We start from the raw sequence: 20,824 nt of genomic DNA, 5'->3' as shown, positions 1-20,824 counted from the left end.
AATCTGTCCTCACTGGAAGTGCATTTCTGGAACGTGGTCCGGGACGATCAGTTTACCGGCGGTCTTGCTCACAATCTCTTCAACGCTGACGCCAGGTGCGCGTTCCTTGAGGACAAAAGCGCCATTTTCGATTTCCAGGTAGGCAAGATCGGTCAGCACACGCTTGATGCAATTGGCGCCCGTGAGCGGCAGGCTGCATTGGCTGAGCAACTTGGATTCACCGTCTTTGGAGGCGTGGGTCATGATGACGATGATGTTTTCCGCGCCGGCCACCAGGTCCATGGCGCCGCCCATGCCTTTGACCAGTTTGCCGGGGATCATCCATGAGGCGATGTTGCCGTGTACGTCGACTTCAAACGCGCCGAGCACGGTGAGGTCGACGTGGCCGCCGCGAATCATCGCGAAGGACTCGGCGGAGGAGAAAATAGACGCGCCAATGCGCGCAGTCACCGTCTGTTTGCCGGCGTTGATCATGTCGGCATCGATGGTTTCTTCAGTCGGAAACGGACCCATGCCCAGCAGGCCGTTTTCTGATTGCAGCATGACTTCCATGCCTTCGGGGATGTAGTTGGCCACGAGGGTCGGAATGCCGATGCCGAGGTTGACGTAGAAACCATCCTGCATTTCGCGGGCGACGCGTTGAGCCATTTGTTCGCGGGTAAGAGCCATTTTTTGTCTCCTTATTATTTGGGCTGGAGGATTATTTGCGGACAGTGCGCTGTTCGATGCGCTTCTCGAAGGTGCCGCAGATGATCCGGTCGACGTAGATGCCAGGGGTGTGGATCTGCGCCGGGTCCAGCTCGCCCGGTTCGACGATTTCTTCAACTTCGACCACGGTGATCTTGCCGGCGGTGGCGGCCAGCGGGTTGAAGTTCTGGGCGGTATGACGATAGATGACGTTGCCGAAGTGGTCGGCTTTCCAGCCTTTGACAATCGCGAAGTCGCCGGTGATGGACTCTTCCATCAGGTACGGGCGACCGTTGAATTCACGGGTTTCCTTGCCTTCGGCAACCGGGGTGCCGACGCCGGTGGCGGTGAAGAAAGCCGGGATGCCGGCACCGCCTGCGCGCATTTTTTCCGCGAGGGTGCCTTGTGGGGTGAGCACTACTTCGATTTCGCCGCTGAGCAGTTGCTTCTCGAACAGGGCGTTTTCACCGACGTAGGAGGCGATCACTTTGCGGATCTGCTTTTCTTCCAGCAGCACGCCCAGGCCGAAACCGTCGACGCCACAATTATTGGAAACCACGGTCAGGTCGCGGGTGCCTTTGCGTTTGATCTCGGCGATGAGGTTTTCCGGAATGCCGCACAGGCCAAAACCACCGGAAAGCACCGTCATGCCGTCTTCCAGGCCTGCCAGTGCTTCTTCATAGGACGCCACGCGTTTATCGAAACCTGCCATATGCACCTCTTTTATTGTGTGTGGGCCAGCCAATGAGCCGAGTGTTGCGCTGACGGATTGATTTGTTAAGTTGTTTTTTAAGGTTGATTGATTTAGAAAACAGCATAGTCCACCCGTCGTTCGGAGCAACCTCATGACCGTTAAACAGATGCGTGCCTTTCTCGCCGTGGCCCAGAGCCTGAGTTTCGCCGCTGCCTGCGAGCGCCTGCACCTTTCCCAATCGGCGCTGAGCCTGACGATCAAAGGGCTGGAGGAGGGCTTGGGTGGCCGCCTGTTCAGCCGTAATACCCGCAACGTCGCGCTCACGCCTGAAGGTGAATCGTTGTTACCCCTGGCGCGGCGCTTGATTGCGGATTGGGACAACGCCGAGGACGAGCTGCGCCAGCGCTTCACCCTGCAGCGTGGCCGGGTCACAGTGGCTGCCATGCCATCGTTTGCGGGCAACCTGCTGCCGCCGATTCTGAAGATATTTCGCGCACGTTACCCTCAGGTGAACGTGACGGTGCATGACCTGATCAACGAGCAGGTACTGGAGATGGTCCGCGACCGTCAGGTGGAATTGGGCGTGGCGTTCGAACCGTCGGAAGGTTCGTCATTGGCATTCACACCGTTGTACCTGGACCGGTTCATAGCCGTGGTGCCGGGTGACTCGCCCTTGGCACAGTGTGCCGAAATCGACTGGAAAACCTTATTGGAGCAACCGTTCATTACCTTGCAACGGCCTTCCACGGTGCGGGTGATGCTGGAGGAACACTTGGGCGCCTTGCAGATGAAATTGCCGGTAGCGCTGGAGAGCCATCAACTGGCAACGGTGGGCAAGATGGTTGCTAGCGGCCTGGGCGTCAGCGCCGTACCGGCATTGTGCGCACGACAGATGGAGGAGGCGGGTGCCCATTGCATTACGTTGAGTGATCCGGTGATCGAGCGGCCCATTGGTGTTCTGACCAAACCCGGGCATGAATTGTCGGCGGCGGCGCAGGTGTTGTTTGATATTTTTCGCGATGAAGCGGCGAAGGGCAGGTTTCCCGCACGGGCATAAGGTTTTTGAAAATCAGGTATTAAAAAGCCCGCTCGAATAAACGAGCGGGCTCAAAATTAAGTGACTCTGTTATCAGCAGTATCTATCAATCACTTTAACCTGCGACTGGCCTTTGAGGTGCTGCCATTCGGTATTAAGTGTATGGAAAACTTGCTCGATAAAGTTGCGATCGGCAGCCGCTTTCTTGCCAACATAACCCTGGCCGCGGCGGTACATCTTCAGGCGTGCCGCCAGTTCATGGTGATTGCGGTCGAACTCGGCTTCTTCGGTATGGGGCGCCAGGCAGTCAATATTGACTTCGCCCGATTTACCAATCCACAGGATATGGTTGTCGAGTTTGTCTTTCTGCGCTGCGAACATCTCAGCCAATTCATCAATAGTAGGTTGGTTGTTCAGATTCATGTGTAAGCCCCTTGACCAGTTGGCGATCTATCAGTTGATTCGTTAATACTGCTTAGTTGTCTCCGGTTCCGAAAACCGGGCGTCAGTGACGGTCTGCCGAATACGGGCAGGGTCTTGAACCTGATGCATGTAGTCTTGCTGATGAACTGCTACGCAATGGTTTCATAACGAAGACAAGCAGCGTTTGAGCCCCTTGTACCGATTCTTTCGAGCCGGTCAGCTTCATCAATCTGCCTTGTGGGCAGTGCACATCCGGAAAAAACAGCTCGGCGGTCAGACGAGCTTGTTCAAAACGCTTGTTACCAACGCTCCCGATCCGGGAGACGTCTCGATAATGCAAGGACAAAAAGGTTACGTCAACGATTATGTAGTGATTTTTTTGGAGCACTACATAAATCGCAGCAGGGCCGGGAGAATGCGGGAAAACGTGACTCGGGCGTCATTTTTTGTGCGGTTGGTCGAAGGGCACGATAGTCGAACCAACACACGAACCCTGTGGGAGCGGGCTTGCTCGCGAATGCGGTGGGTCAGCTAAACATTTGTTAACTGACAATCCGCTTTCGCGAGCAAGCCCGCTCCCACATTTTTTGATCTGCAGTGTTCCTACTGTCCCAATCGCTCGACCAGCAAGGGCAACAACCGCTCGCATGAGGCCTCGATCTTTACCTGCAACAGCTCATCCCCACGGGTCTTGCCCAGGTTGATGGCAATCACTGGCTTGCCTTGTTCCACCATTGCTTTGCACAGGCGGAACGCCGAGTAGGCCATCAGCGATGAGCCCACTACCAGCAAGCCCTCGGCGTGTGCCACAGCGGCCATTGCCTTGGCCGCCGTTGCCTGGGCGACGTTCTCGCCAAAAAATACCACATCCGGTTTCAGCCGTTGGCCGTTGCAGTAAGGGCAGTGGGGGACCTGGAAGCGTTCTTCAAAGGCAGGATCGAGCAGCGTATCGCCATCGGGCGCCTGCACGGCATCAACGCCGGCCAGATAAGGGTTCTGATCTTCCATCACCCGCTGGACTCCATCGCGCTCGCTGCGCTGTTGGCAATCCAGGCACAGCACCCAATGCAGGCTGCCATGCAGTTCGATCACCTCATGGCTGCCCGCCTGGTCATGCAAGGCATCGACGTTTTGCGTGATCAACCCGCCGATGCGCTCACGTTGCTGCAATGTCGCCAGCGCCCAATGAGCCTTGTTCGGCTGTGCGATGCGTACCCGTGGCCAACCCAGCATCGCTCGCGCCCAGTAGCGGCGCCGCGCTTGAGGCGTGGCCAGGAACTCCTGGTACATCATTGGTGCCTTGCCTCGGCGCACGCCTTCGCTGTCGCGATAGTCGGGGATACCCGACGACGTACTGATCCCCGCGCCGGTCAACACCAAAAAGCGCCGTTCAGCCATGGCCCGGTGCAGGGTATCGAGGTGGTCCTGTTGATATTCCAGCGTGTCGAGCATGGGGTCTCCTATTCGCCGCGGATGTACTGCTCCAGTTGCTTGATCAGGTCAGCCTGTTCGGCAATGGCTTCCTTGACCAGGTCACCGATGGAGAGCAGGCCCAGCAGTTTGCCGTCTTCGACCACCGGCAAATGGCGCAGGTGACTGTCGGTCATGATGTTCATGCACTCCTCGACACTTTTATGGGTATCGACGGTTATCACCGGTGAACTCATCACCTCATCGACCCTTGTGGTGACCGACGATAAGCCTTTGAGGATGAGTTTACGTGCGTAATCACGTTCGCTGATGATCCCTACAACCGTGCCTTCTTTGACGACCGGCAAGGCCCCGACGTTCTTCTCGGACATCCGCACCAGTGCCTCAAACACGGTGTGGTCCCATTGGATTGTGTGGACGTCGTGATTCTTCTGGTCCTTGGCTTTGAGCACTTGTGCAACGGTTTTCATGGCGGCCACTCCGGTGTTGTTGTTAGGAAGTCAGCGGGTCACCTACAGAATCCTAGACGGCCCACGGCGGAGCAAGGTCCAAAGCGGCGTTAAACCCGTCGAAAAACGTCATTCGCCGGATTTTTTCGACGTTATCCAGCATTTGTCGGTTTTTTCGCGCGCTTGGTGGGGGTGGCTGTCGCTTTGCGCGGTGTGCTCTTGCGTTTCTTTTTCCACGGCGTAGCGCCTCGGCCCGCAGGGCTGGCCGGGCCGCTGATGGTCATGCGCATGCCATTGCAGCGCGCCACTTGTTTACTCATCCAGGCGGCCTGCTTGGCGACGAACTCTTCCAGGCTCATTTCACCGCTTTGCACCATGTCCAGTGCCTGCTCCCAGATCGCGGTGGTGCCGGGGTCGGCGATCGCCCGTGGCACCGCGTCGATCAGGCTGAACGCCGCCGCAGTGGCTGAAAGCGCCTTGCCGTTTTTGACCAGATAACCACGGTCCAGCAGGCCCTGGATGATCCCGGCGCGCGTGGCTTCGGTGCCAATGCCGGTGGTGTCCTTGAGTTTTTGCTTGAGCAGCGGATCTTCCACCAGTTTGGCGACGTTTTTCATCGCCTTGATCAGGTCGCCTTCGGTAAACGGCTTGGGCGGTTGGGTCCAGAGGTCCTTGAGGTTGACCTTGGCCACCGCATAATCCTGGCCCTGCACCAGCGTCGGCAACGCTTGTGGCGCGGCGGCCTCTCGGCCTTTGGCGGGCGCCAGCGCTTCGGGCAGCGCGCGTTTCCAGCCCGGCTCGATGATGACCTTGCCGACTGCACGCAACGCCTGGCCGGCGCAGTCGAAATCCGCCTGGGTACGATCGTATTCATGGTTGGGCAGGAACTGCGCCAGATAACGCGCACGAATGAGGGTATAGACCGCACGATGTTTGCCGGTGAGCTGCCCGACATCCTTGCCTGCGCCGGTAGGAATGATGCCGTGGTGCGCGCTGACCTTGGCGTCGTTCCAGGCCCGCGAACGGCGTTGCGGGTCGATATGCGGCATCAGCTCGTTCACCGCCGCATCCGCACGGCCCAACGCTGCGAGGATCTTAGGCGCGTCGCCGTGCTGGCTTAACGGCAAGTAGCCGCAGTCACTGCGCGGGTAGGTGATGACCTTGTGGGTTTCGTAAAGGGATTGCGCGACATCCAGGGTTTCCTGGGCGCCGAGGCCGAGCTTCTTGGAGCAGATTTCCTGCAATGTGCCGAGGTCGAAGGGCAGGGGGGCTACCTCGCGCATGCGTTCGGTGCGCAGTTTCATCAGGCGCGCAGCCCCGGCATTGGTCATCGCATCGGCCGCTTCCCGAGCCAGCTGGGGGTTCAGGCAGCGGCCCTGATCATCACAGGCGTCCTCGCTGGCGCGCCATTGCGCGGTGAAGGTCATGCGTTCATGGCGCAAGTCGACATCGATGGCCCAGTAAGCCACCGGCACAAAGTCTGCGATGCTGCGGTCGCGGTCCACCACCAGGCGCAACGTCGGGGTTTGCACCCGGCCCACCGGCAACACGCCTTGATAACCGGATTGGCGCCCGAGCAAGGTAAACAAACGGCTCATGTTCATGCCGATCAGCCAGTCGGCGCGCGAGCGGCCGAGGGCCGAGTGATACAGGCTGAAGGTCTCGGCGCCCGGCTTGAGCGCGGCCAGGGCCTTGCGAATGGAGGCGTCATCCAGCGCCGACAGCCACAACCGCTGGATGGGCCCGCGGTAACGGCAATGCTCCACCAGTTCACGGGCGATCATCTCGCCCTCACGGTCGGCGTCGGTGGCGATCACCAGCTCCTGCGCTTCCCCCAACAAACGCTTGACCGCCTTGAACTGGCTGGCGGTCTTGGGCTTGACCAGCATCTTCCATTTTTCCGGGACGATCGGCAGGTCGGCCAGCACCCAGCGCTTGTATTTGGCGTCGTAGGCATCGGGCGGGGCGGTTTCCAGCAGGTGGCCGATGCACCAGGTGACTGTGACGCCATTGCCCAGCCAGCAGCCATCGCCACGGCGACTGGCGCCGAGTACGGCCGCGATATCCTTGGCCTGGGAGGGTTTTTCACAGAGGTACAGCCGCATGGTCATCACATCACATCACATCGGGTTGATGCCTTGCAGGATGCTTAGTCAGAAGGATTTGAGCAACCATTATCTGTATGGATGTACAGCTTTAAGTTTCAAGCTATAAGCTGCAAGTAGAGGCCGATCAGCTCCTACTTGCCGCTTGCAGCTTGCCCCTTGAAGCTGACTCAGTTGTTATCGATGTCCACATTCCGCGTTTCTTTGAGGCAGAACAACCCCACGATCAAGCTCACCCCGGTCACGACCACCGGGTACCACAAGCCATAGAAAATATCGCCGGTGTACACCACCAAGGCAAACGATACGGTCGGCAGGAATCCGCCAAACCAGCCGTTACCGATGTGGTAGGGCAGCGACATCGACGTGTAGCGGATACGCGTCGGGAACAGCTCTACCATCAACGCCGCCAGCGGGCCGTAGCACATGGCGGCGATCAGGATCAGCGCCACGATCAGCACCACCACCATCACCTTGTTGACCTGGGCCATGTCCGCCGAAGTCGGGTAACCGGCCAGGGTCACCGCGCCGCGCAGGGCGGCTTCGTCGAAGCCATCGATGCGCACGTCACCGACGCTCACCTGTACCGGGCTGCCCGCCGGGGCTACAGCGCTGCTATACGGCAGGCCCTGCTTGACCAGGAAGGTCTTGACCTTGTCGCACGGGCTGTCAAAACGCGCCTTGCCCACCGGGTCGAACTGGAAGGTGCACGTGGCCGGGTCGGCCAGCACGGTAATCGGGGCCTGGTGGCTGGCCTGGTCCATCGCCGGGTTGGTGTAGTGCGCCAACCCCTTGAAGATCGGGAAATACAGCACGGTGGCCAGCAGCAAGCCGAGCATCAGCACCGGCTTACGGCCGACCTTGTCCGACAGCCAGCCAAACAGGATAAAGAACGGCGCGCCGATCACCACACTGATGATCAACAGCATGTTGGCCAGCGCCGGGTCCATCTTCAAAAACTGCGTGAGGAAGAACAGCACGTAGAACTGCGCAGCGTAGAAGGTCACCGCTTGCCCGCCGTTGATGCTGAAAAGCGCGATCAGCACCACCTTGAGGTTTTCCCACTTGCCGAAGGACTCGCGGATCGGCGACTTGCTGGCCTTGCCTTCCTCCTTCATTTTCAGGAACGCGGGTGACTCATGCAGGCTCATGCGAATCCAGGTGGAAATGCCCAGCAGCACGATGGAAAACAGGAACGGAATACGCCAGCCCCACACTTCGAACTGGTCGCCGGTGAAGTAACGGCAGGCCAGCACTACCAGCAGCGACAGCAGCAGGCCGAGGGTGGCGGTGGATTGAATCCAGCTGGTGTGCAAGCCGCGTTTACCGGCGGGCGCATGTTCGGCCACATAGGTGGCTGCGCCGCCGTACTCACCGCCCAACGCCAGGCCTTGCAACATGCGCAGCGCGATCAGGATGACCGGCGCCGCAATGCCGATGCTGGCGTAGGTGGGCAACAGCCCGACACAGAATGTCGCCACGCCCATCAAAATAATGGTAACGAGGAAGGTGTACTTGCGCCCGATCATGTCGCCCAGGCGGCCGAACACCAGCGCGCCAAACGGCCGCACGACAAAACCGGCGGCAAAGGCCATCAGGGCAAAGATAAACGCCGTGGTGTCGTTGACCCCGGCAAAGAACTGCTTGCTGATCACCGCCGCCAGGGCGCCGTACAGGAAAAAGTCATACCACTCGAACACCGTCCCCAGGGACGAGGCGAAAATGACTTTCCTTGATTCGCTGCCGGTGCTCGCGCGGACCGCGGAGCCCAGGGGTTGAGCGTGTTCTGACATCGGGTATCCCTCACAGTGATTATTTATTGTTGTTCCACTGTCGGCGCCGGGTGTGGCGCCGCTATTCAGATTGCATGAACCGTTTCTTTCTGCGGGGCGAGGCTCCTTGTGTTCGGCGAAAGGATCAACTGCGCGGCTTTCTCCGCAATCATCAGTGTAGGTGAGCAGGTGTTGCCGGATGTGATGCGGGGCATGACCGAGGCATCGGCAATGCGCAGGCCGGGCACCCCATGCACGCGCAGTTGGGCGTCGACCACGGCGTCGGTGTCGCTGCCCATGCGGCAGGTGCCCACCGGGTGGAAAATAGTCGTGCCGATACGCGCGGCGGCTTCGTGCAGTTGTTCTTCGGTTTGCAACGACTCGCCAGGCAGGTATTCCACCGGTTTGAACGCGCTCAAAGCCGGTGCGGCGACAATGCGGCGCGTCAGGCGGATCGCGTCGGCGGCTACCCGCAGGTCTTGCGGATGGCTGAGGTAGTTGGGCCGGATCAATGGCGCATCCGCCGGGTTTGCCGAGCGGATATCGATACGGCCACGGCTCTGCGGGCGCAGGTCGCAGACCGATGCGGTGAATGCCGGGAATGCATGCAACGGCTCGCCAAAGCGCTCCAGGGACAGCGGTTGTACATGGTATTGAAGGTTGGCCGAGGTCTGTTCCGGGTCAGAGCGAGCAAAGGCGCCGAGCTGGCTGGGCGCCATCGACAGTGGACCGCTGCGGTCATACAGATAGCGCAGGCCCATGCCCATTTTGCCCCACACGGTGCCTGCGATCTGGTTCAGGGTTCGCGCGTTTTCCAGCTTATAGATCAGCCGCAATTGCAGGTGATCCTGCAGGTTGCCGCCGACGCCGGGCAGTTCATGCAGCACGTCGATGCCCAGCGGCTTGAGCACATTCGACGGGCCGATCCCCGAGCGCTGCAGGATGCCCGGTGAACCGACGGAGCCTGCGCACAGCAGGATTTCCTTGCGCGCCTTCCAACTCACCGGCTGGCCGTGCTGACGCCCGACTACCGCCGATGCGCGGCCGTTTTCCAGCGCCACACGGTCCACTTCCACTTCGGTCAGCACCGTCAGGTTAGGCCGCTGGCGGATCGGCTTGAGAAATGCCTTGGCCGCATTCCAGCGTACCCCGGCCTTCTGGTTGACCTGGAAGTAGCCGCAGCCTTCGTTATCGCCCTGGTTGAAGTCGCTGATCGGCGCAATGCCACTTTGCGCCGCCGCATCGCGAAAGGCATCCAGGATCGGCCAGTGCAGGCGCTGTTGCTCAACGCGCCATTCCCCGCCGTCGCTGTGAAACTCCGAGCCACCGGCAAAATGGTTTTCGCTCTGCTTGAACAGCGGCAGTACATCTTTCCAGGCCCAGCCAGCGTTGCCTTGCGCTGCCCAACCGTCGTAATCCCGGGCCTGGCCGCGCATATAAATCATACCGTTGATGGACGAGCAGCCACCCAGCACCTTGCCTCGTGGGTAACTCAGTGCACGGCCTTGCAGGCCTTCCTGGGCTTCGGTCTTGAAGCACCAGTCGGTGCGAGGGTTACCGATACAAAACAGGTAGCCGACGGGGATATGGATCCAGGGGTAATTGTCGCGGCCACCGGCTTCAAGCAGCAGCACGCGGTGGGCGGGGTTGGCGGACAGTCGATTGGCCAGCAGGCAACCTGCGGGGCCGGCGCCTACTACCACGTAATCGTATTCAGCAGCTGCAATGGGCATCTGAGGTCTCGCTTGTTTTTCTTATTGGCTCCATCCTAGTTGTTAGTTTTCGTCTTAAAAATGTTAGTTTTTACCCAGCTGCTGTGCGTTTTTAAACAGCGCGGCTCAGGCTCTCGCAACGGAGACGACATGTTCGACTGGAATGACTTGCGGTTTTTTCTTGAGTTGCAACGCAGTGGCCGCTTGCTCACCGCCGCGCAGCGCCTGAAAACCACCCACGCCACTGTGGCCCGTCACATCGAGGCGATCGAGAAAAGCCTCGGCACCGCGTTGTTTGTCCAGCACGCGCAGGGCTACGAGCTGACGCCCTCCGGCGAAGCCCTGCTCAAACACGCCGAAGCCATGGAAAACGTTGCGCTGCTGGCCGAAGACGAACTCACTCATCGCGCCGCGCCCTTGGGCAAGATTCGTCTGGGTGTGGCCGAAGGGTTAGGCGTGATGTTCCTCGCCAGTCGCATGGGCGGGCTGTTTGAGCGTTATCCGGGGCTGGAAGTGGAACTGGTGGCCGTGCCGCGCTTCGTCAGCATCCTCAACCGCGAAGCGGAAATCAGCATCCACCTCGAACGACCCAGCGTCGATCAACTGGTCACGCGCAAACTCACCGACTATCGCCTCGCGCTTTACGCCAGCCGTGCCTACCTGGACCGTAACCCGCCGATCGAGAAACGCGAAGACCTCGCCGCCCACGCCTGGATCGATTACGTGGACGACCTGCTGTTCAGCCAGGAACTTAAACTCCTCAGCAGCTTTTGCCGAAACCCCAAGGTGGTGTTCCACAGCACCAGCGTGATCGCCCAGCATCAGGCTGCGCGTTCGGGATTGGGGATTGCCGTGTTGCCATGCTTCATGGCTGCCGGCGATCCGGACCTGGTGCCGTTGCTGCCGGGGGAGGGCATTCAGCGAAGCTACTGGATCAGCTCGCGCCGGGAGCTGCACAAGTCGGTGCGGCTGCGCGTGTTGTGGGATTACGTGGTGGAATTGTGTGCGCGCGAGCAAGGTTTGCTGCTCGGCGAATCCAGTTGAAGAAACCGGATGAACCTGTGGGCGGAGCTTGCTCGCGAAAGCGGCGTGTCAGTCAGTAAATGTATTAACTGAGCCACCGCGTTCGCGAGCAAGCCCGCTCCCACAGGTTGATTGTGTGGTGTCAGGCAGGGGTTAGAGCTTTACCACCTGATGCACCTGTTCGGCACAGGCCCGCGCATCTTCAATCATCTTGCCAAACGCATCACTGGTGATTTGAGCGTGGGTCAACCAACGCGTCTTCTGGCTCAGGCGATAGTGGTAACGCAACCCGTCATCCGTGCGTTGCCCTTCCAGATCCAGGTCATACCACGGCGAGCGTACCTGGCAGCCGGGGATCGCTTTTTCCATCTTCCCGCCCATCAGCACGAAGCTGTAGTCGTGGGTCTCCGGGTTGCCCATGTAGAGATCTGCCTGTTGGCCGTGGCGGCGATAGTTGATAAAGCCGTCCCAGAGACCTTTGAGTGACTCATCGGTATAGACATAGTCATTCGCCAGTTTTTCCAGGGCGCGATGGTCGTTCAAGGTTGCGCTGACGGTGTAGCCGTCGTGCACCACAAACGCGGTGGGTGGGCGGCTGATGTGGCAGTCGCTGATCTCGTTGCCGAAGCGCGCGCAGAACTCTTGGTCGGTGGCGGTGGTGCCTTGTTGGCGGTCGGACACGCTCATTTGCATCAGCGGCAGGCGGCTGAATACGATGGTGGCTTGAGTCGCGCCGTTGCCTTGCTTGTCGTAGTGCACCTGCTTGTTCAGACGCATGCTCGTTTCGGGACGCTCCAGCGGGATATGTTCTTCGCGCACCTGGCTTTGGGCGTCGTTGACCAACACCCAGCGGTCCTGGATGTCGGGCAGCGTCTGGCCTGGGGCGAACACCGGGTTGGTCGGGTCGAGCCACCAGACCTGGCCATCCACTTCGGCGCGAACGATGGCGTGGTTCGGCGCGTTGGTGCCGGGAATCAGCAAGGAATCCACCACTTCGCCACGGCTGACCCACGCCGTCTCGGCCTTGATGCCGCTGGCCTTGAGCATGGCGGTCAGCAGGATCGCGAGGTCTTTGCAATCGCCATAACCATGCTGCTCGATTTCAGCCAGATTGAACGGCACATAGCCGCGCTCTGTAGCGCGCCAGTCGCCCAGGTAGCGGTAGTGATCATTGATGTGCTGCATCAGGGCGGCGACTTGTTCAGCCGGCGGCAAACCGCGCGCGGCGGCCACGGCCGCGGCACTTTGCGCTGGCAGGGTGGCCCCGAGGATCTGGTTGTAGCGTTGGGCGAAATCACCGAAATACGCTTGGCGATCCAGGGCGCTGCCCACTTCCAGGCGCGGGGTGCGCAACAGTGCGGCGCCGGGGGATTCATTGATGTAGTTGAGGTAAATCGGGGCTTTTTGTACCACGTCCAGGGTCTTGCCGTCGGCCGACGCGGTCACGGTGAAATCGTCGAACAGTTCGCTGCGCCACTGGATCGGTCGCTCAGCGGTAAAGCGTGCCTTGACGTGGTCGCGACGGACCGCGCTCGGGCCGAACTTGAGGGCGTAGTGAAACTGGGTCATCAGCGGCTTGGCCGCGCGATGTTCGCGCACGGTGTAACGAATCTGTGTGCCGACGCGCAGGTTCGGAAAGGCCAGGGAGGTCTGTTTGTCGCGGCGAAAGCCCTGGTCCGGGTTGGGCGCGGTGCGGGTGTCGATTTGCGCGGCATCCAGCGCGATCGGCCTGGCGCCAGGCTGGGTGGATTGGGCGCTGATCACTTCAAAGGTGTCGCCTTCGGAGTAATCGAAGTCGATGCGCGAGAGTATTTCGCGGCCGTTGGGCGCAAGGATTGTGTAGTGATAGGTGGTGGTGCAGTCGGTACTGGCATCGCGGTTGAAGTGGCAATGCAACTCGGTGTCGCCGGCCAGCGGGGCTTCGGCCATGGGTTGCAGTGCGGCGTTAACGGAGTGGGTAACCAGCCCCAGACTGAGGGCAATCAAAGGGCGGTGAAACGAAAAACGGTACATGGGCGCCTCGGGTGACACATTGAAACAACTACCCTGTGGGTAGCAAGAAGGCGCAGATGATAATTGATCTCAACAGCTAAGGCCAGGATTGTTCTACAATTTATTGGTCTGAAAGGCCCGTTCTAGAGCCTTTTGTGTAAGAAATGTCAGGCTTTATTCAGCTCGAACTCGGCGCTGGCGAGCTTCTCGCCATTGATCAGCACGTGTACCCAGTGTTTGCCTGGGTAGTGCTTGCGTGTGGTCAGCTCACGCATATGTTGTTCGCGGCGAATGCTGTGGTGCTCGCCCGCATCCAGGGTAAGCACCTTGAGCTTGAACACTTTGGCCGCACTATGACCGGCACTTTTTACATAGTCGATGGCGTAGTCCACCACCAGCTTTTGTGCGGTGGCGGCAGTGGACTCCAGGCTGAAAGAGAGGCTGATGCGCTCGCCCAGGTTGATCACCGCCGGGGTGACCGTCAGGTGGTGAACCTTCACCTCGGCCCTGGCACCGGCGCCCATTATTGTCAGCGCGCGGGTGTTGCCTTGCTTGATCAGGCTGCGCAGTGCATGGCGGGCGATCCACGCGGTATGCGGGTTATCCAGGTGCCAGCCTTCGATCAGGCTGAGCACCCAATCCGGGTCATCCTTGGTGATGTCATTGAGGTGGTTGGCCACGGATTTGCGCACATACAGGCTGCTGTCAGCCTTGAGGTTATCGAGGATCGACGCGCACAACTCGGGGTTGGCCTGCACTTCGGCAAGGCGAAAGGACCAGGGCAGGCGCGGGCGCGAGCCTTCGCTGGCCAGGCGCCGTACATGTTCGTTGGCGTCCAGCGACCATGCCTGCATCACGGCCAGCGTGCGCTTGAAGTCGTGCAGCAAAAAGTGGCGGATGGCGAATTCGGCCGAGCCAAACGTGGTGAAATATTTGAGCGCGGCCATGGAGCGTTTGAAGTCACCTTGGCCGTAACTGGCCACATAGTGCGGCAGGAACAGGCTGACAAACCCACTGTTCAGACGCGGGGCGAGGGCGTAAAGCAGCTTGAGGGTTTGCGCATAATCCAGTGGGATGACGGCGTGGAGGCTTTCGCTGACCCGCGCCATGCGCTGCATCACCGACAACTCGGCAAGCCCTGCCTTGGCGTGCTTGAGGAACCCCTTGGCGTCGAATGCCGGGTACACCGCCGACATCTCGCTGGCAATGTGTTGCAGGCGCTCGACGTTGAAGATTTCCTTGAGGGCTGGGGCGCTTTGCTCGGTCATCGGGGGTTCCAGGGCGTTAGAGAAACCAGCGGTATTCCCGCGCGTTGATCTCTTGTTGAAAGGCCAGGTGATCCTGGCGTTTGTTCTCGCAATACACGTCGACAAATTCGGCGCCCAGCTTATCGCGCACGACCGGTTGATGTTGCATGGCGCGCACGGCATCGAGCATTTCCAGGGGGAAGTCGGCGCCGCTGTTACGGTCTTCGTTCAAGGGGGCGATGGGTTCTTGCCTGGCTTCAAGGCCATGCTCCAGACCGGCGAGAATCGCTGCCAGCACCAGATACGGGTTGGCATCGGCACTGGCCAGGCGGTGTTCGATACGCAGGTTGCGCGGGTCGGACTCGGGGATGCGCACGCACGCGTCGCGGTCCTCAAAGCCCCAGCTGGCGCGGGTCGCCGCATTGACGGTGCCACCCAGGCGGCGGAAGGCGTTGTGGTTGGGCGAGAAAATCGGCATGCAGTGCGGCAGCAGTTCCAGGCAGCCGGCCACGGCGTGACGCAGCGGTTGTTGCTGGTGCGCCGCCAGCACATTGTTGCCCGCACCGTCGTACAGGCTCACATGCACATGCATGCCGCTGCCCGGGTATTGCAGATAAGGCTTGGCCATGAAGCTGGCGCGGTAACCATGCTTGAGTGCCACACCTCGGGTGCTGCGGCAGAACAGGGCGGCCCAGTCGGCGGCGCGCAAGCCGTCGTCAAGGTGGCCGAAGTTGATTTCAAACTGGCCGGGGCCAAGTTCGGCGGTGATTACCGTGATGTCGATGCCCTGGTCCCTGGCGGTTTGTGCCATATCGTCGAGCACGTCGGAAAAGCGCGACAGCCGTTCGATATGCAGGTTGGGCTGGTCATCGGTGTCATCGCTCAGCGGGTCGCGGGCAAATTGCGGCAGGCCGCTGTCGAGCTTTTTATCGAACAGATAGAACTCCAACTCGAATGCCACCACCGGATGGATGCCTTTGTGGTGCAGGCGTTCCAGGACCTTGGCCAAGACTTCCCGGGGTTCGAATTCGATAGGCGCTGCGGTGCCGTCCGAGGTAATCAGCATTTGCCCCAGCGGCTGTGACTCCCAGCTCACCGGCTTGAGCGTGCCAGGCACCAGGCGCCGGTTGGCGTCCGGGTCGCCATCGTGGAAGCAATAGTCGCCAATCTTGAACAGGCCGCCCTGAGCCCCCAGCAGCACAGCGTTTTGCGGCAGCTTCAACGGGCTGCCGGCGGCGACTTTTTCCAGCATGTCCACCGGGTAGCGCTTGCCGTAGAAATGCCCGGGAATGTCCAGGGCGATCAGGTCGACGTAACGCACCTCGGGATGGTTCTGGCGGAAAGTCCGTACTTCGGCCAGCAAACTGGATGAATGGCTTTTCACGGGTGTCGCTCCTAGTTGTAAACCCACAGCACGCGGGCGGGCAGCTCAGTCAGGTTGGCGTAGCGGCAATGGGCGAAACTGGCGAGGTGGAAGCTGTCGCCGGGGCCGAGCGTGACCGAGTCGTCCTCACCGTCCACCCACAGCGTCAACTCGCCCTCCAGCACAAAACCGGCCTGCTCGGCGCGGTCGCTCATGGGGTGTTCGCCACTGTTGGCGCCGGGTGCGAGCAGGCTGTCGAGCATCGAAAAGGCGGCGTTCATGCTCGGCGAGACCAGGATGTCGGTGATGCCATTGGCGTAATACACCGTGCGCCGCTCGTTGGGGCGGGTGACCCAGGCCACCGCCTTGGGTTTGGGCAGGCTGTAGAAGTAAGTGGTGGGCACATCGAGGGCGTGGCTGATGGCGGTCAGGTCCGCCACGGTCGGGCGCGACAAGCCGCGTTCGACCTGAGACAGGAAACCCACCGAGCGCTCGATTTTTTGCGCGAGTTGGGCGAGGGTGAGTTTCTTGTGCTTGCGCAGGTCGTGGATCAGGACGGCCAGGGTGTCGAGTTCTTGTTGTTGGTTCATGAAATTTATTTCGATAAATTTCATGAAAAATTACAGGATTTATTTCATGGGAGCAATGGACATGGCATTGGAAGCGCTTTTATTCGAGCAGGAACAGGCGCTGCAGGGGTGCACCACCCGTTCAGACGCAGCCCGACTGTCGCAGTTGCTGGCCGATGATTTTTTTGAGTTTGGTGCCAGCGGGAATGTTTGGGGCAGCAAGACCGAAATAATTACCGGCTTGTTGGATGAAGGGTTTTGCGCGCGGAGCATGACCGGGTTTGCGGTGAACGTGTTGGGTGAAGGCGTAGCGCTGGTGACTTATCGCGGCTATCGGGAAGGGGTCGGGCATTCGTTGCGCAGTTCAGTCTGGCGCGAAGAGGCTGGGCAGTGGCGGATGGTGTTTCATCAGGGCACGCCGGTGGCCGTTGTATAACCCGCCTTGAAGTCGAGTTCTGGCTGAATGATTCCGCGCGTCCGCGGTCGGAACCTGGGTACGCATCATTCATTGAAGGAGCACCCATGAAGTCTAAAACCCTCGCCGCTTGCCTGCTGGTCGCCACCGGCCTGTCCACCGCCAGTTTTGTCGTGCAGGCCGGTGATACGCCCCAAGAAACCGTAAAGCCTTCAAGCATTAACGCCCGCGACCTGAAAGAGGGCGACCGCGCCCCGGATATGCTGATGCGCAAGGAATCGGCGGTCAGCGACTGGAAGAAGCGTGGCCTCAAGCAGCCTGAGGCAGACAGCCAGTGGGCTCGGGTGGGTGACAGGTTTGTGCTGCTGAAAACCACCAACGGCACCATTCTCGAGATCACTCCCGTCAAGAAATGACCGGTCTTTTTTCCTGGCGCTTGCGCTAAGGTAACCGACCACACCGGTCGCGTTACCTTCAAAGGCTGAGAGCAGGATGTTTGCCACCCTGAAAAACTACCCGCGTAGCGTTAACCTGCTGTTGTGCGCCACGTTACTGCTGACCTTGGCCAAGGCGATCACCTTTCCGTACCTGGTGATTTACCTGATCGACCACTTCGGCCTCGACATTACCCAAGTCGGTCTGGTGATCGGCAGTTCATTGATCGTCGGCTCATTGCTCGGCGTGTACGGTGGCTTTCTGGTCGACCGTATCCACAGTTACCCACTGCTGCTCGCCTTGAGTGCGCTGTTTGTACTGGGGTTTGTCGGCACGGTCGTGGCCCACCACCTCTGGCTGTTTTACGGCTGCCTGATCCTGATCAACCTCGCGTATGCCGTCATCGATATTGCAATCAAAGCCGGCTTTGCCAGCTTGCTGCCTGAAGACGCGCGCAGTGGAGTGTTCTCTATCAAGTACACGCTCACCAACATCGGTTATGCGGTGGGGCCGTTTCTGGGCGCGATGGTGGCCAAGTGGGATATCAGCCTGCCGTTTATGTTGTCGGCGCTGCTCGGCGCGGGGTTCTTTCTGTTGTACTGGCGCTGGGGCGATCGCACGTTGACGACTGCCGATGCCGCGCAAAAACCGGTGTCGTTCCTGGCTGTTGGCCGCGTGCTGTTACGCGATCACCGATTGGTGTGCTTCACCGTCGGCGGTTTGCTCAGCGCGGTGGTGTTCGGCCAGTTCACGGCCTACTTGTCGCAGTACCTGATGACTACCAGCACTGCCGAATACACCTACAGTGTGATCAGTGCGGTGCTCACCACCAACGCCGTGCTGGTGATTGCGTTGCAGTATGTGATTGGCCGGCGTATTTCCCACCGTTACCTTAGCCAGTGGCTGATCGCTGGCCTGGGCATGTTCATATTGGGTGTGATTGGTTTTGCACTGTCCACCAGTGTGCTGTGGTGGGTGTTGGCGATGGCGGTATTCACCGTGGGGGAGATCATCGTGGTTCCGGCCGAGTACATGTTTATCGACCGGATTGCCCCGGACCCTCTGCGGGGCATGTACTACGGTGCGCAAAACCTGACCAACCTCGGCGCCGCCCTGGGCCCGGTATTGTGCGGGCTGGTGCTGGCCAGCCTGCCGGCCCACGCGATGTTCTACATGCTGGCGGCGTTTATCGTGGGCGGTGGGGTGTTTTACTTTATTGGCGCGTCGTTGAAACCGCGGCCGCTTGAGTAGCGCGCGGTTATTGCGCCGAAGGCGACAGGGGTAGGTCGTCCAGCGTCAGCCGCCCCATGGTGTTGCTCTGCAGTTCATAGCGCAGTTCTTCAACCATGTTTTCCACGGCCTGGGCCGACTGCAACTTGTTGACGCTGATACCCGTTACCACCAGGTCAACCCGGCCACTCTCGGCATCGAACACTTTCAGTGTCAGCGAAGCGTCCCGGCACAAGGTGAATTCGCAGGTTAGCGGCAGCAGGGCTTCTTCGATGCAGTTACGCAATTGGGAGAGCGTGAACATGGTGCTCAGCCTCCTCAACGGCGACGCAGCAACAGACCCACGAGCAGACCGATTCCGGCAACAACAGCCACGGTAGCCAGCGGTTTGTTTTTGGCAAAATCACTCACTGTATCCAGCGCGTCGCCATAGGTTTGCTGCAATTGGCCTGCGGCCTGGCGGGCAACACCTTCCGCTTGCAATTGCTCGTCACCGGTCAGGTCGCCGATAAAACCTTGGGCCTTGCCAGCGACCTTCTCCACGGCGCCTTTGACTTGTTCGCTTTTCATGGTGCATTCCTCAAAGAGATCAAACCTTTACGGCACGGGACTAAACGCCCTGTGCCCACTCTTCAAGGTTAAGCAGCGCATCGCGACGCAATAAGGCGAATTTGCACTGGTCGCACTAGTGCATTTGCACTCTATTTCTTGCTTTTAACTCGCAATTCACCGGCGAACAGCCCGCGTTCACGGGCCCACACGATGGCTGCACTACGGCTGTGCACGCCCAGCTTGGAGTACACGGTGGCCACGTGGTTACGCACGGTGTTAGGGGCCAGTTTCAGGCGCGATGCAATTTCCTTGTCGGCCAGGCCTTCGCAAATCAAGCCCAGCACATCACGCTCACGGGCCGTCAAATCGGTAAAGCTCACGCTCGGCAAATTGGGGCTGTTGACGCTCTTGGCGTTGGCCAGTTTCTCGATCAGGGTCTGGCTGAACCAGGAGGCGTCCTGCATCACTTCCTCGATGGCCGCCACCAGCTCCAGCTCCGAGCGTTTGCGCTCAGTGATATTCATCATCACCAACAGGTAGCAGGGCACGTCCTGGATGAGCACGGTGTCGGCGGAAACCACACAGTCGATCACCTCGTTGCCTTTCTTGCGCACCTTGAGGTCCTGGCCGTCGAGGTTGCCGGCTTTTTCCAGGGTGGCGAACAGCTGCGCGCCTGCCTGGGCGCTGTCGATAAAGTGGATGTCTTCGACGGTCTTGCCGATCAGTTCTTCGCTGATGTAGCCCGTGATGTTCATGAACGCTTCGTTGATATCCACCACCTGCCGGTTGGCGGCGCTGCACACCAGCGTCGGCACTGGTGTCAGGCGGAAGGATTTGGCGAAGCGTTCTTCGCTCTGGCGCAGGGCGGTTTCCGCCTTGCGTCGCGGCTCCAGGTCGGTGAAGGAAAACAACATGCAGTCTTCCTCGTTCATGTCCAACGGCTGGCCGGCGACGATCACCAGCTTGCTACCGCCCTCGGGCAGGCGCAGTTCGGCCTGCATCTGCGGGATGGTCGCGCCTTCGCCCAGGCGCTGCACGGCCAGGTCCTTGCGCTCGGCGTGTTCCAGCACATCCAGTTCATACACAGAGCGGCCGATGACCTGGTCACGGTTGTAACCGGTCATCTCAAGGAAACCCTGGTTGACCTTGATGTAGCGCAAGTCACTCAGGCGGCAGATCACGGCGGGCGCCGGGTTGGCGTTGAAGGTTTTCTCGAAACGCTGCTCGGCGCTGGCCCACTCGGTGGCGTCGCTGAGGATCAGCACCAACAGCTCCGGCTCGCCGTGAGCGTCGTTCAGTACCAGGCTGCGCAAGCGATGGACCCAGCGGCGGTCTTCGTCGGCGGCGGGGGTGACTTCCACTATCACGTCGCTGAATTCTTCACCGGCCGCCACGCGGCTGAGCGGGTAGTTGTCCAGCGGCAACGGATGGTTGTTGCGGTAGCGCAAGGCGAAGCGCTCGGCGTATTGCTTGGTATTGGCGCCGAGCTGCTCGATGTCGCTCACCCCATGCATGTTCAACGCGGCTTCGTTGGCCCAGAGGATGGTCTGGTCGACCTCGGCCAGGATCACACCGTCGGATAACCCTGAGATGATCTGCTGCAAATGGCGGCGGTTGGTTTCTTTCGCGAGGACATCCTGGCTCATGGTTTCTCCCGGTAGATAGCTCTTGGGGGTACGACACCCGGGG

20 protein-coding genes are annotated in these 20,824 nt (G+C 59.9%); 5 read left to right on the top strand and 15 right to left on the bottom strand.

Annotated features, from left to right (window positions below):
- Positions 1–9 precede the first annotated feature (9 nt).
- Positions 10–669: a CoA transferase subunit B gene (locus ACDZ94_RS27675; protein ID WP_032886654.1), complete on the bottom strand. Its 660-nt coding sequence runs from the start codon at positions 667–669 to the stop codon at positions 10–12.
- Positions 670–700: 31 nt separating this feature from the next.
- Complete coding sequence (locus ACDZ94_RS27670) at positions 701–1,399, bottom strand: CoA transferase subunit A (protein ID WP_048729618.1); 699 nt, start codon at positions 1,397–1,399, stop codon at positions 701–703.
- A 133-nt stretch (positions 1,400–1,532) separates the two neighbouring features.
- Between ACDZ94_RS27670 and ACDZ94_RS27665 the strand changes: the two genes are divergently transcribed.
- Positions 1,533–2,438 (top strand): LysR family transcriptional regulator, encoded by a 906-nt coding sequence (locus ACDZ94_RS27665; RefSeq protein ID WP_432751893.1) that lies wholly within the window; start codon positions 1,533–1,535, stop codon positions 2,436–2,438.
- A 72-nt stretch (positions 2,439–2,510) separates the two neighbouring features.
- Here the strand turns inward: ACDZ94_RS27665 and ACDZ94_RS27660 are convergent, their stop codons facing one another.
- From ACDZ94_RS27660 to ACDZ94_RS27635, 6 genes are all read right to left on the bottom strand, one after another.
- On the bottom strand, positions 2,511–2,840 hold the full coding sequence (locus tag ACDZ94_RS27660) for a hypothetical protein (RefSeq protein ID WP_432751892.1): 330 nt from the start codon (positions 2,838–2,840) through the stop codon (positions 2,511–2,513).
- A 603-nt stretch (positions 2,841–3,443) separates the two neighbouring features.
- Positions 3,444–4,292, bottom strand: a complete 849-nt coding sequence (locus ACDZ94_RS27655) for an NAD-dependent protein deacetylase (RefSeq protein ID WP_262667511.1) — start codon at positions 4,290–4,292, stop codon at positions 3,444–3,446.
- 8 nt (positions 4,293–4,300) lie between these two features.
- Positions 4,301–4,741, bottom strand: a complete 441-nt coding sequence (locus ACDZ94_RS27650; protein WP_064451776.1) for a CBS domain-containing protein — start codon at positions 4,739–4,741, stop codon at positions 4,301–4,303.
- 131 nt (positions 4,742–4,872) lie between these two features.
- The gene (locus tag ACDZ94_RS27645) at positions 4,873–6,825 is read right to left on the bottom strand and encodes a DNA topoisomerase III (RefSeq protein WP_432751932.1); all 1,953 of its coding nucleotides are present in this window, start codon (positions 6,823–6,825) and stop codon (positions 4,873–4,875) included.
- A gap of 170 nt (positions 6,826–6,995) precedes the next feature.
- Positions 6,996–8,618 (bottom strand): MFS transporter, encoded by a 1,623-nt coding sequence (locus ACDZ94_RS27640; RefSeq protein ID WP_064451777.1) that lies wholly within the window; start codon positions 8,616–8,618, stop codon positions 6,996–6,998.
- A 65-nt stretch (positions 8,619–8,683) separates the two neighbouring features.
- A complete protein-coding gene (locus tag ACDZ94_RS27635) occupies positions 8,684–10,330 on the bottom strand; it encodes a GMC family oxidoreductase (protein WP_064451778.1) in 1,647 nt (548 codons plus the stop codon).
- A 129-nt stretch (positions 10,331–10,459) separates the two neighbouring features.
- Here ACDZ94_RS27635 and ACDZ94_RS27630 point away from each other — a divergent pair, with 129 nt between their 5' ends.
- Complete coding sequence (locus ACDZ94_RS27630) at positions 10,460–11,353, top strand: LysR family transcriptional regulator (RefSeq protein WP_221294395.1); 894 nt, start codon at positions 10,460–10,462, stop codon at positions 11,351–11,353.
- A gap of 132 nt (positions 11,354–11,485) precedes the next feature.
- Here the strand turns inward: ACDZ94_RS27630 and ACDZ94_RS27625 are convergent, their stop codons facing one another.
- The 4 genes from ACDZ94_RS27625 to ACDZ94_RS27610 form a co-directional block, all read right to left on the bottom strand.
- Positions 11,486–13,345 (bottom strand): DUF3857 domain-containing transglutaminase family protein, encoded by a 1,860-nt coding sequence (locus ACDZ94_RS27625; RefSeq protein ID WP_432751891.1) that lies wholly within the window; start codon positions 13,343–13,345, stop codon positions 11,486–11,488.
- 146 nt (positions 13,346–13,491) lie between these two features.
- Complete coding sequence (locus tag ACDZ94_RS27620) at positions 13,492–14,592, bottom strand: DNA alkylation repair protein (protein ID WP_221294397.1); 1,101 nt, start codon at positions 14,590–14,592, stop codon at positions 13,492–13,494.
- A gap of 16 nt (positions 14,593–14,608) precedes the next feature.
- Positions 14,609–15,955: a glutamine synthetase family protein gene (locus ACDZ94_RS27615; RefSeq protein WP_432751890.1), complete on the bottom strand. Its 1,347-nt coding sequence runs from the start codon at positions 15,953–15,955 to the stop codon at positions 14,609–14,611.
- Positions 15,956–15,966: 11 nt separating this feature from the next.
- Entirely contained in the window at positions 15,967–16,524 is a 558-nt protein-coding gene (locus ACDZ94_RS27610) for a helix-turn-helix domain-containing protein (RefSeq protein WP_432751889.1), read from the bottom strand.
- Here ACDZ94_RS27610 and ACDZ94_RS27605 point away from each other — a divergent pair.
- From ACDZ94_RS27605 to ACDZ94_RS27595, 3 genes are all read left to right on the top strand, one after another.
- Positions 16,523–16,939, top strand: a complete 417-nt coding sequence (locus tag ACDZ94_RS27605; RefSeq protein ID WP_432751888.1) for a DUF4440 domain-containing protein — start codon at positions 16,523–16,525, stop codon at positions 16,937–16,939. The genes ACDZ94_RS27610 and ACDZ94_RS27605 overlap by 2 nt on opposite strands.
- 86 nt (positions 16,940–17,025) lie before the next feature.
- Positions 17,026–17,334 carry an RcnB family protein gene (locus ACDZ94_RS27600; protein WP_064451783.1) on the top strand — a complete coding sequence of 103 codons (309 nt, stop codon included), beginning with the start codon at positions 17,026–17,028 and terminating at the stop codon, positions 17,332–17,334.
- Positions 17,335–17,410: 76 nt separating this feature from the next.
- Positions 17,411–18,604, top strand: coding sequence for an MFS transporter (locus ACDZ94_RS27595; RefSeq protein ID WP_432751887.1), 1,194 nt, complete (start codon positions 17,411–17,413; stop codon positions 18,602–18,604).
- Positions 18,605–18,611: 7 nt separating this feature from the next.
- Here the strand turns inward: ACDZ94_RS27595 and ACDZ94_RS27590 are convergent, their stop codons facing one another.
- From ACDZ94_RS27590 to ACDZ94_RS27580, 3 genes are all read right to left on the bottom strand, one after another.
- Positions 18,612–18,887: a DUF1652 domain-containing protein gene (locus ACDZ94_RS27590; protein ID WP_221294399.1), complete on the bottom strand. Its 276-nt coding sequence runs from the start codon at positions 18,885–18,887 to the stop codon at positions 18,612–18,614.
- 14 nt (positions 18,888–18,901) lie between these two features.
- Positions 18,902–19,153 carry a CsbD family protein gene (locus ACDZ94_RS27585; protein WP_064451786.1) on the bottom strand — a complete coding sequence of 84 codons (252 nt, stop codon included), beginning with the start codon at positions 19,151–19,153 and terminating at the stop codon, positions 18,902–18,904.
- Between the two features lie 131 nt (positions 19,154–19,284).
- The gene (locus ACDZ94_RS27580) at positions 19,285–20,781 is read right to left on the bottom strand and encodes a PAS domain S-box protein (RefSeq protein ID WP_064451787.1); all 1,497 of its coding nucleotides are present in this window, start codon (positions 20,779–20,781) and stop codon (positions 19,285–19,287) included.
- Between the last annotated feature and the right edge of the window lie 43 nt (positions 20,782–20,824).

Source organism: Pseudomonas sp. UBT (assembly GCF_050915955.1).
Classification (GTDB): domain Bacteria; phylum Pseudomonadota; class Gammaproteobacteria; order Pseudomonadales; family Pseudomonadaceae; genus Aquipseudomonas; species Aquipseudomonas antarctica_A.
Note: the sequence above shows the minus strand (reverse complement) of the source record. Positions and strands in the feature narration are given on the sequence as shown.

What these genes read in the sequence shown, in the direction of transcription:
- ACDZ94_RS27675 (WP_032886654.1), bottom strand. Translation starts at nt 669, where the DNA reads ATGGCTCTTACCCGCGAACAAATGGCTCAACGCGTCGCCCGCGAAATG.
- ACDZ94_RS27670 (WP_048729618.1), bottom strand. Translation starts at nt 1,399, where the DNA reads ATGGCAGGTTTCGATAAACGCGTGGCGTCCTATGAAGAAGCACTGGCA.
- ACDZ94_RS27665 (WP_432751893.1), top strand. Translation starts at nt 1,533, where the DNA reads ATGACCGTTAAACAGATGCGTGCCTTTCTCGCCGTGGCCCAGAGCCTG.
- ACDZ94_RS27660 (WP_432751892.1), bottom strand. Translation starts at nt 2,840, where the DNA reads ATGAATCTGAACAACCAACCTACTATTGATGAATTGGCTGAGATGTTC.
- ACDZ94_RS27655 (WP_262667511.1), bottom strand. Translation starts at nt 4,292, where the DNA reads ATGCTCGACACGCTGGAATATCAACAGGACCACCTCGATACCCTGCAC.
- ACDZ94_RS27650 (WP_064451776.1), bottom strand. Translation starts at nt 4,741, where the DNA reads ATGAAAACCGTTGCACAAGTGCTCAAAGCCAAGGACCAGAAGAATCAC.
- ACDZ94_RS27645 (WP_432751932.1), bottom strand. Translation starts at nt 6,825, where the DNA reads ATGCGGCTGTACCTCTGTGAAAAACCCTCCCAGGCCAAGGATATCGCG.
- ACDZ94_RS27640 (WP_064451777.1), bottom strand. Translation starts at nt 8,618, where the DNA reads ATGTCAGAACACGCTCAACCCCTGGGCTCCGCGGTCCGCGCGAGCACC.
- ACDZ94_RS27635 (WP_064451778.1), bottom strand. Translation starts at nt 10,330, where the DNA reads ATGCCCATTGCAGCTGCTGAATACGATTACGTGGTAGTAGGCGCCGGC.
- ACDZ94_RS27630 (WP_221294395.1), top strand. Translation starts at nt 10,460, where the DNA reads ATGTTCGACTGGAATGACTTGCGGTTTTTTCTTGAGTTGCAACGCAGT.
- ACDZ94_RS27625 (WP_432751891.1), bottom strand. Translation starts at nt 13,345, where the DNA reads ATGTACCGTTTTTCGTTTCACCGCCCTTTGATTGCCCTCAGTCTGGGG.
- ACDZ94_RS27620 (WP_221294397.1), bottom strand. Translation starts at nt 14,592, where the DNA reads ATGACCGAGCAAAGCGCCCCAGCCCTCAAGGAAATCTTCAACGTCGAG.
- ACDZ94_RS27605 (WP_432751888.1), top strand. Translation starts at nt 16,523, where the DNA reads ATGAAATTTATTTCGATAAATTTCATGAAAAATTACAGGATTTATTTC.
- ACDZ94_RS27610 (WP_432751889.1), bottom strand. Translation starts at nt 16,524, where the DNA reads ATGAACCAACAACAAGAACTCGACACCCTGGCCGTCCTGATCCACGAC.
- ACDZ94_RS27600 (WP_064451783.1), top strand. Translation starts at nt 17,026, where the DNA reads ATGAAGTCTAAAACCCTCGCCGCTTGCCTGCTGGTCGCCACCGGCCTG.
- ACDZ94_RS27595 (WP_432751887.1), top strand. Translation starts at nt 17,411, where the DNA reads ATGTTTGCCACCCTGAAAAACTACCCGCGTAGCGTTAACCTGCTGTTG.
- ACDZ94_RS27590 (WP_221294399.1), bottom strand. Translation starts at nt 18,887, where the DNA reads ATGTTCACGCTCTCCCAATTGCGTAACTGCATCGAAGAAGCCCTGCTG.
- ACDZ94_RS27585 (WP_064451786.1), bottom strand. Translation starts at nt 19,153, where the DNA reads ATGAAAAGCGAACAAGTCAAAGGCGCCGTGGAGAAGGTCGCTGGCAAG.
- ACDZ94_RS27580 (WP_064451787.1), bottom strand. Translation starts at nt 20,781, where the DNA reads ATGAGCCAGGATGTCCTCGCGAAAGAAACCAACCGCCGCCATTTGCAG.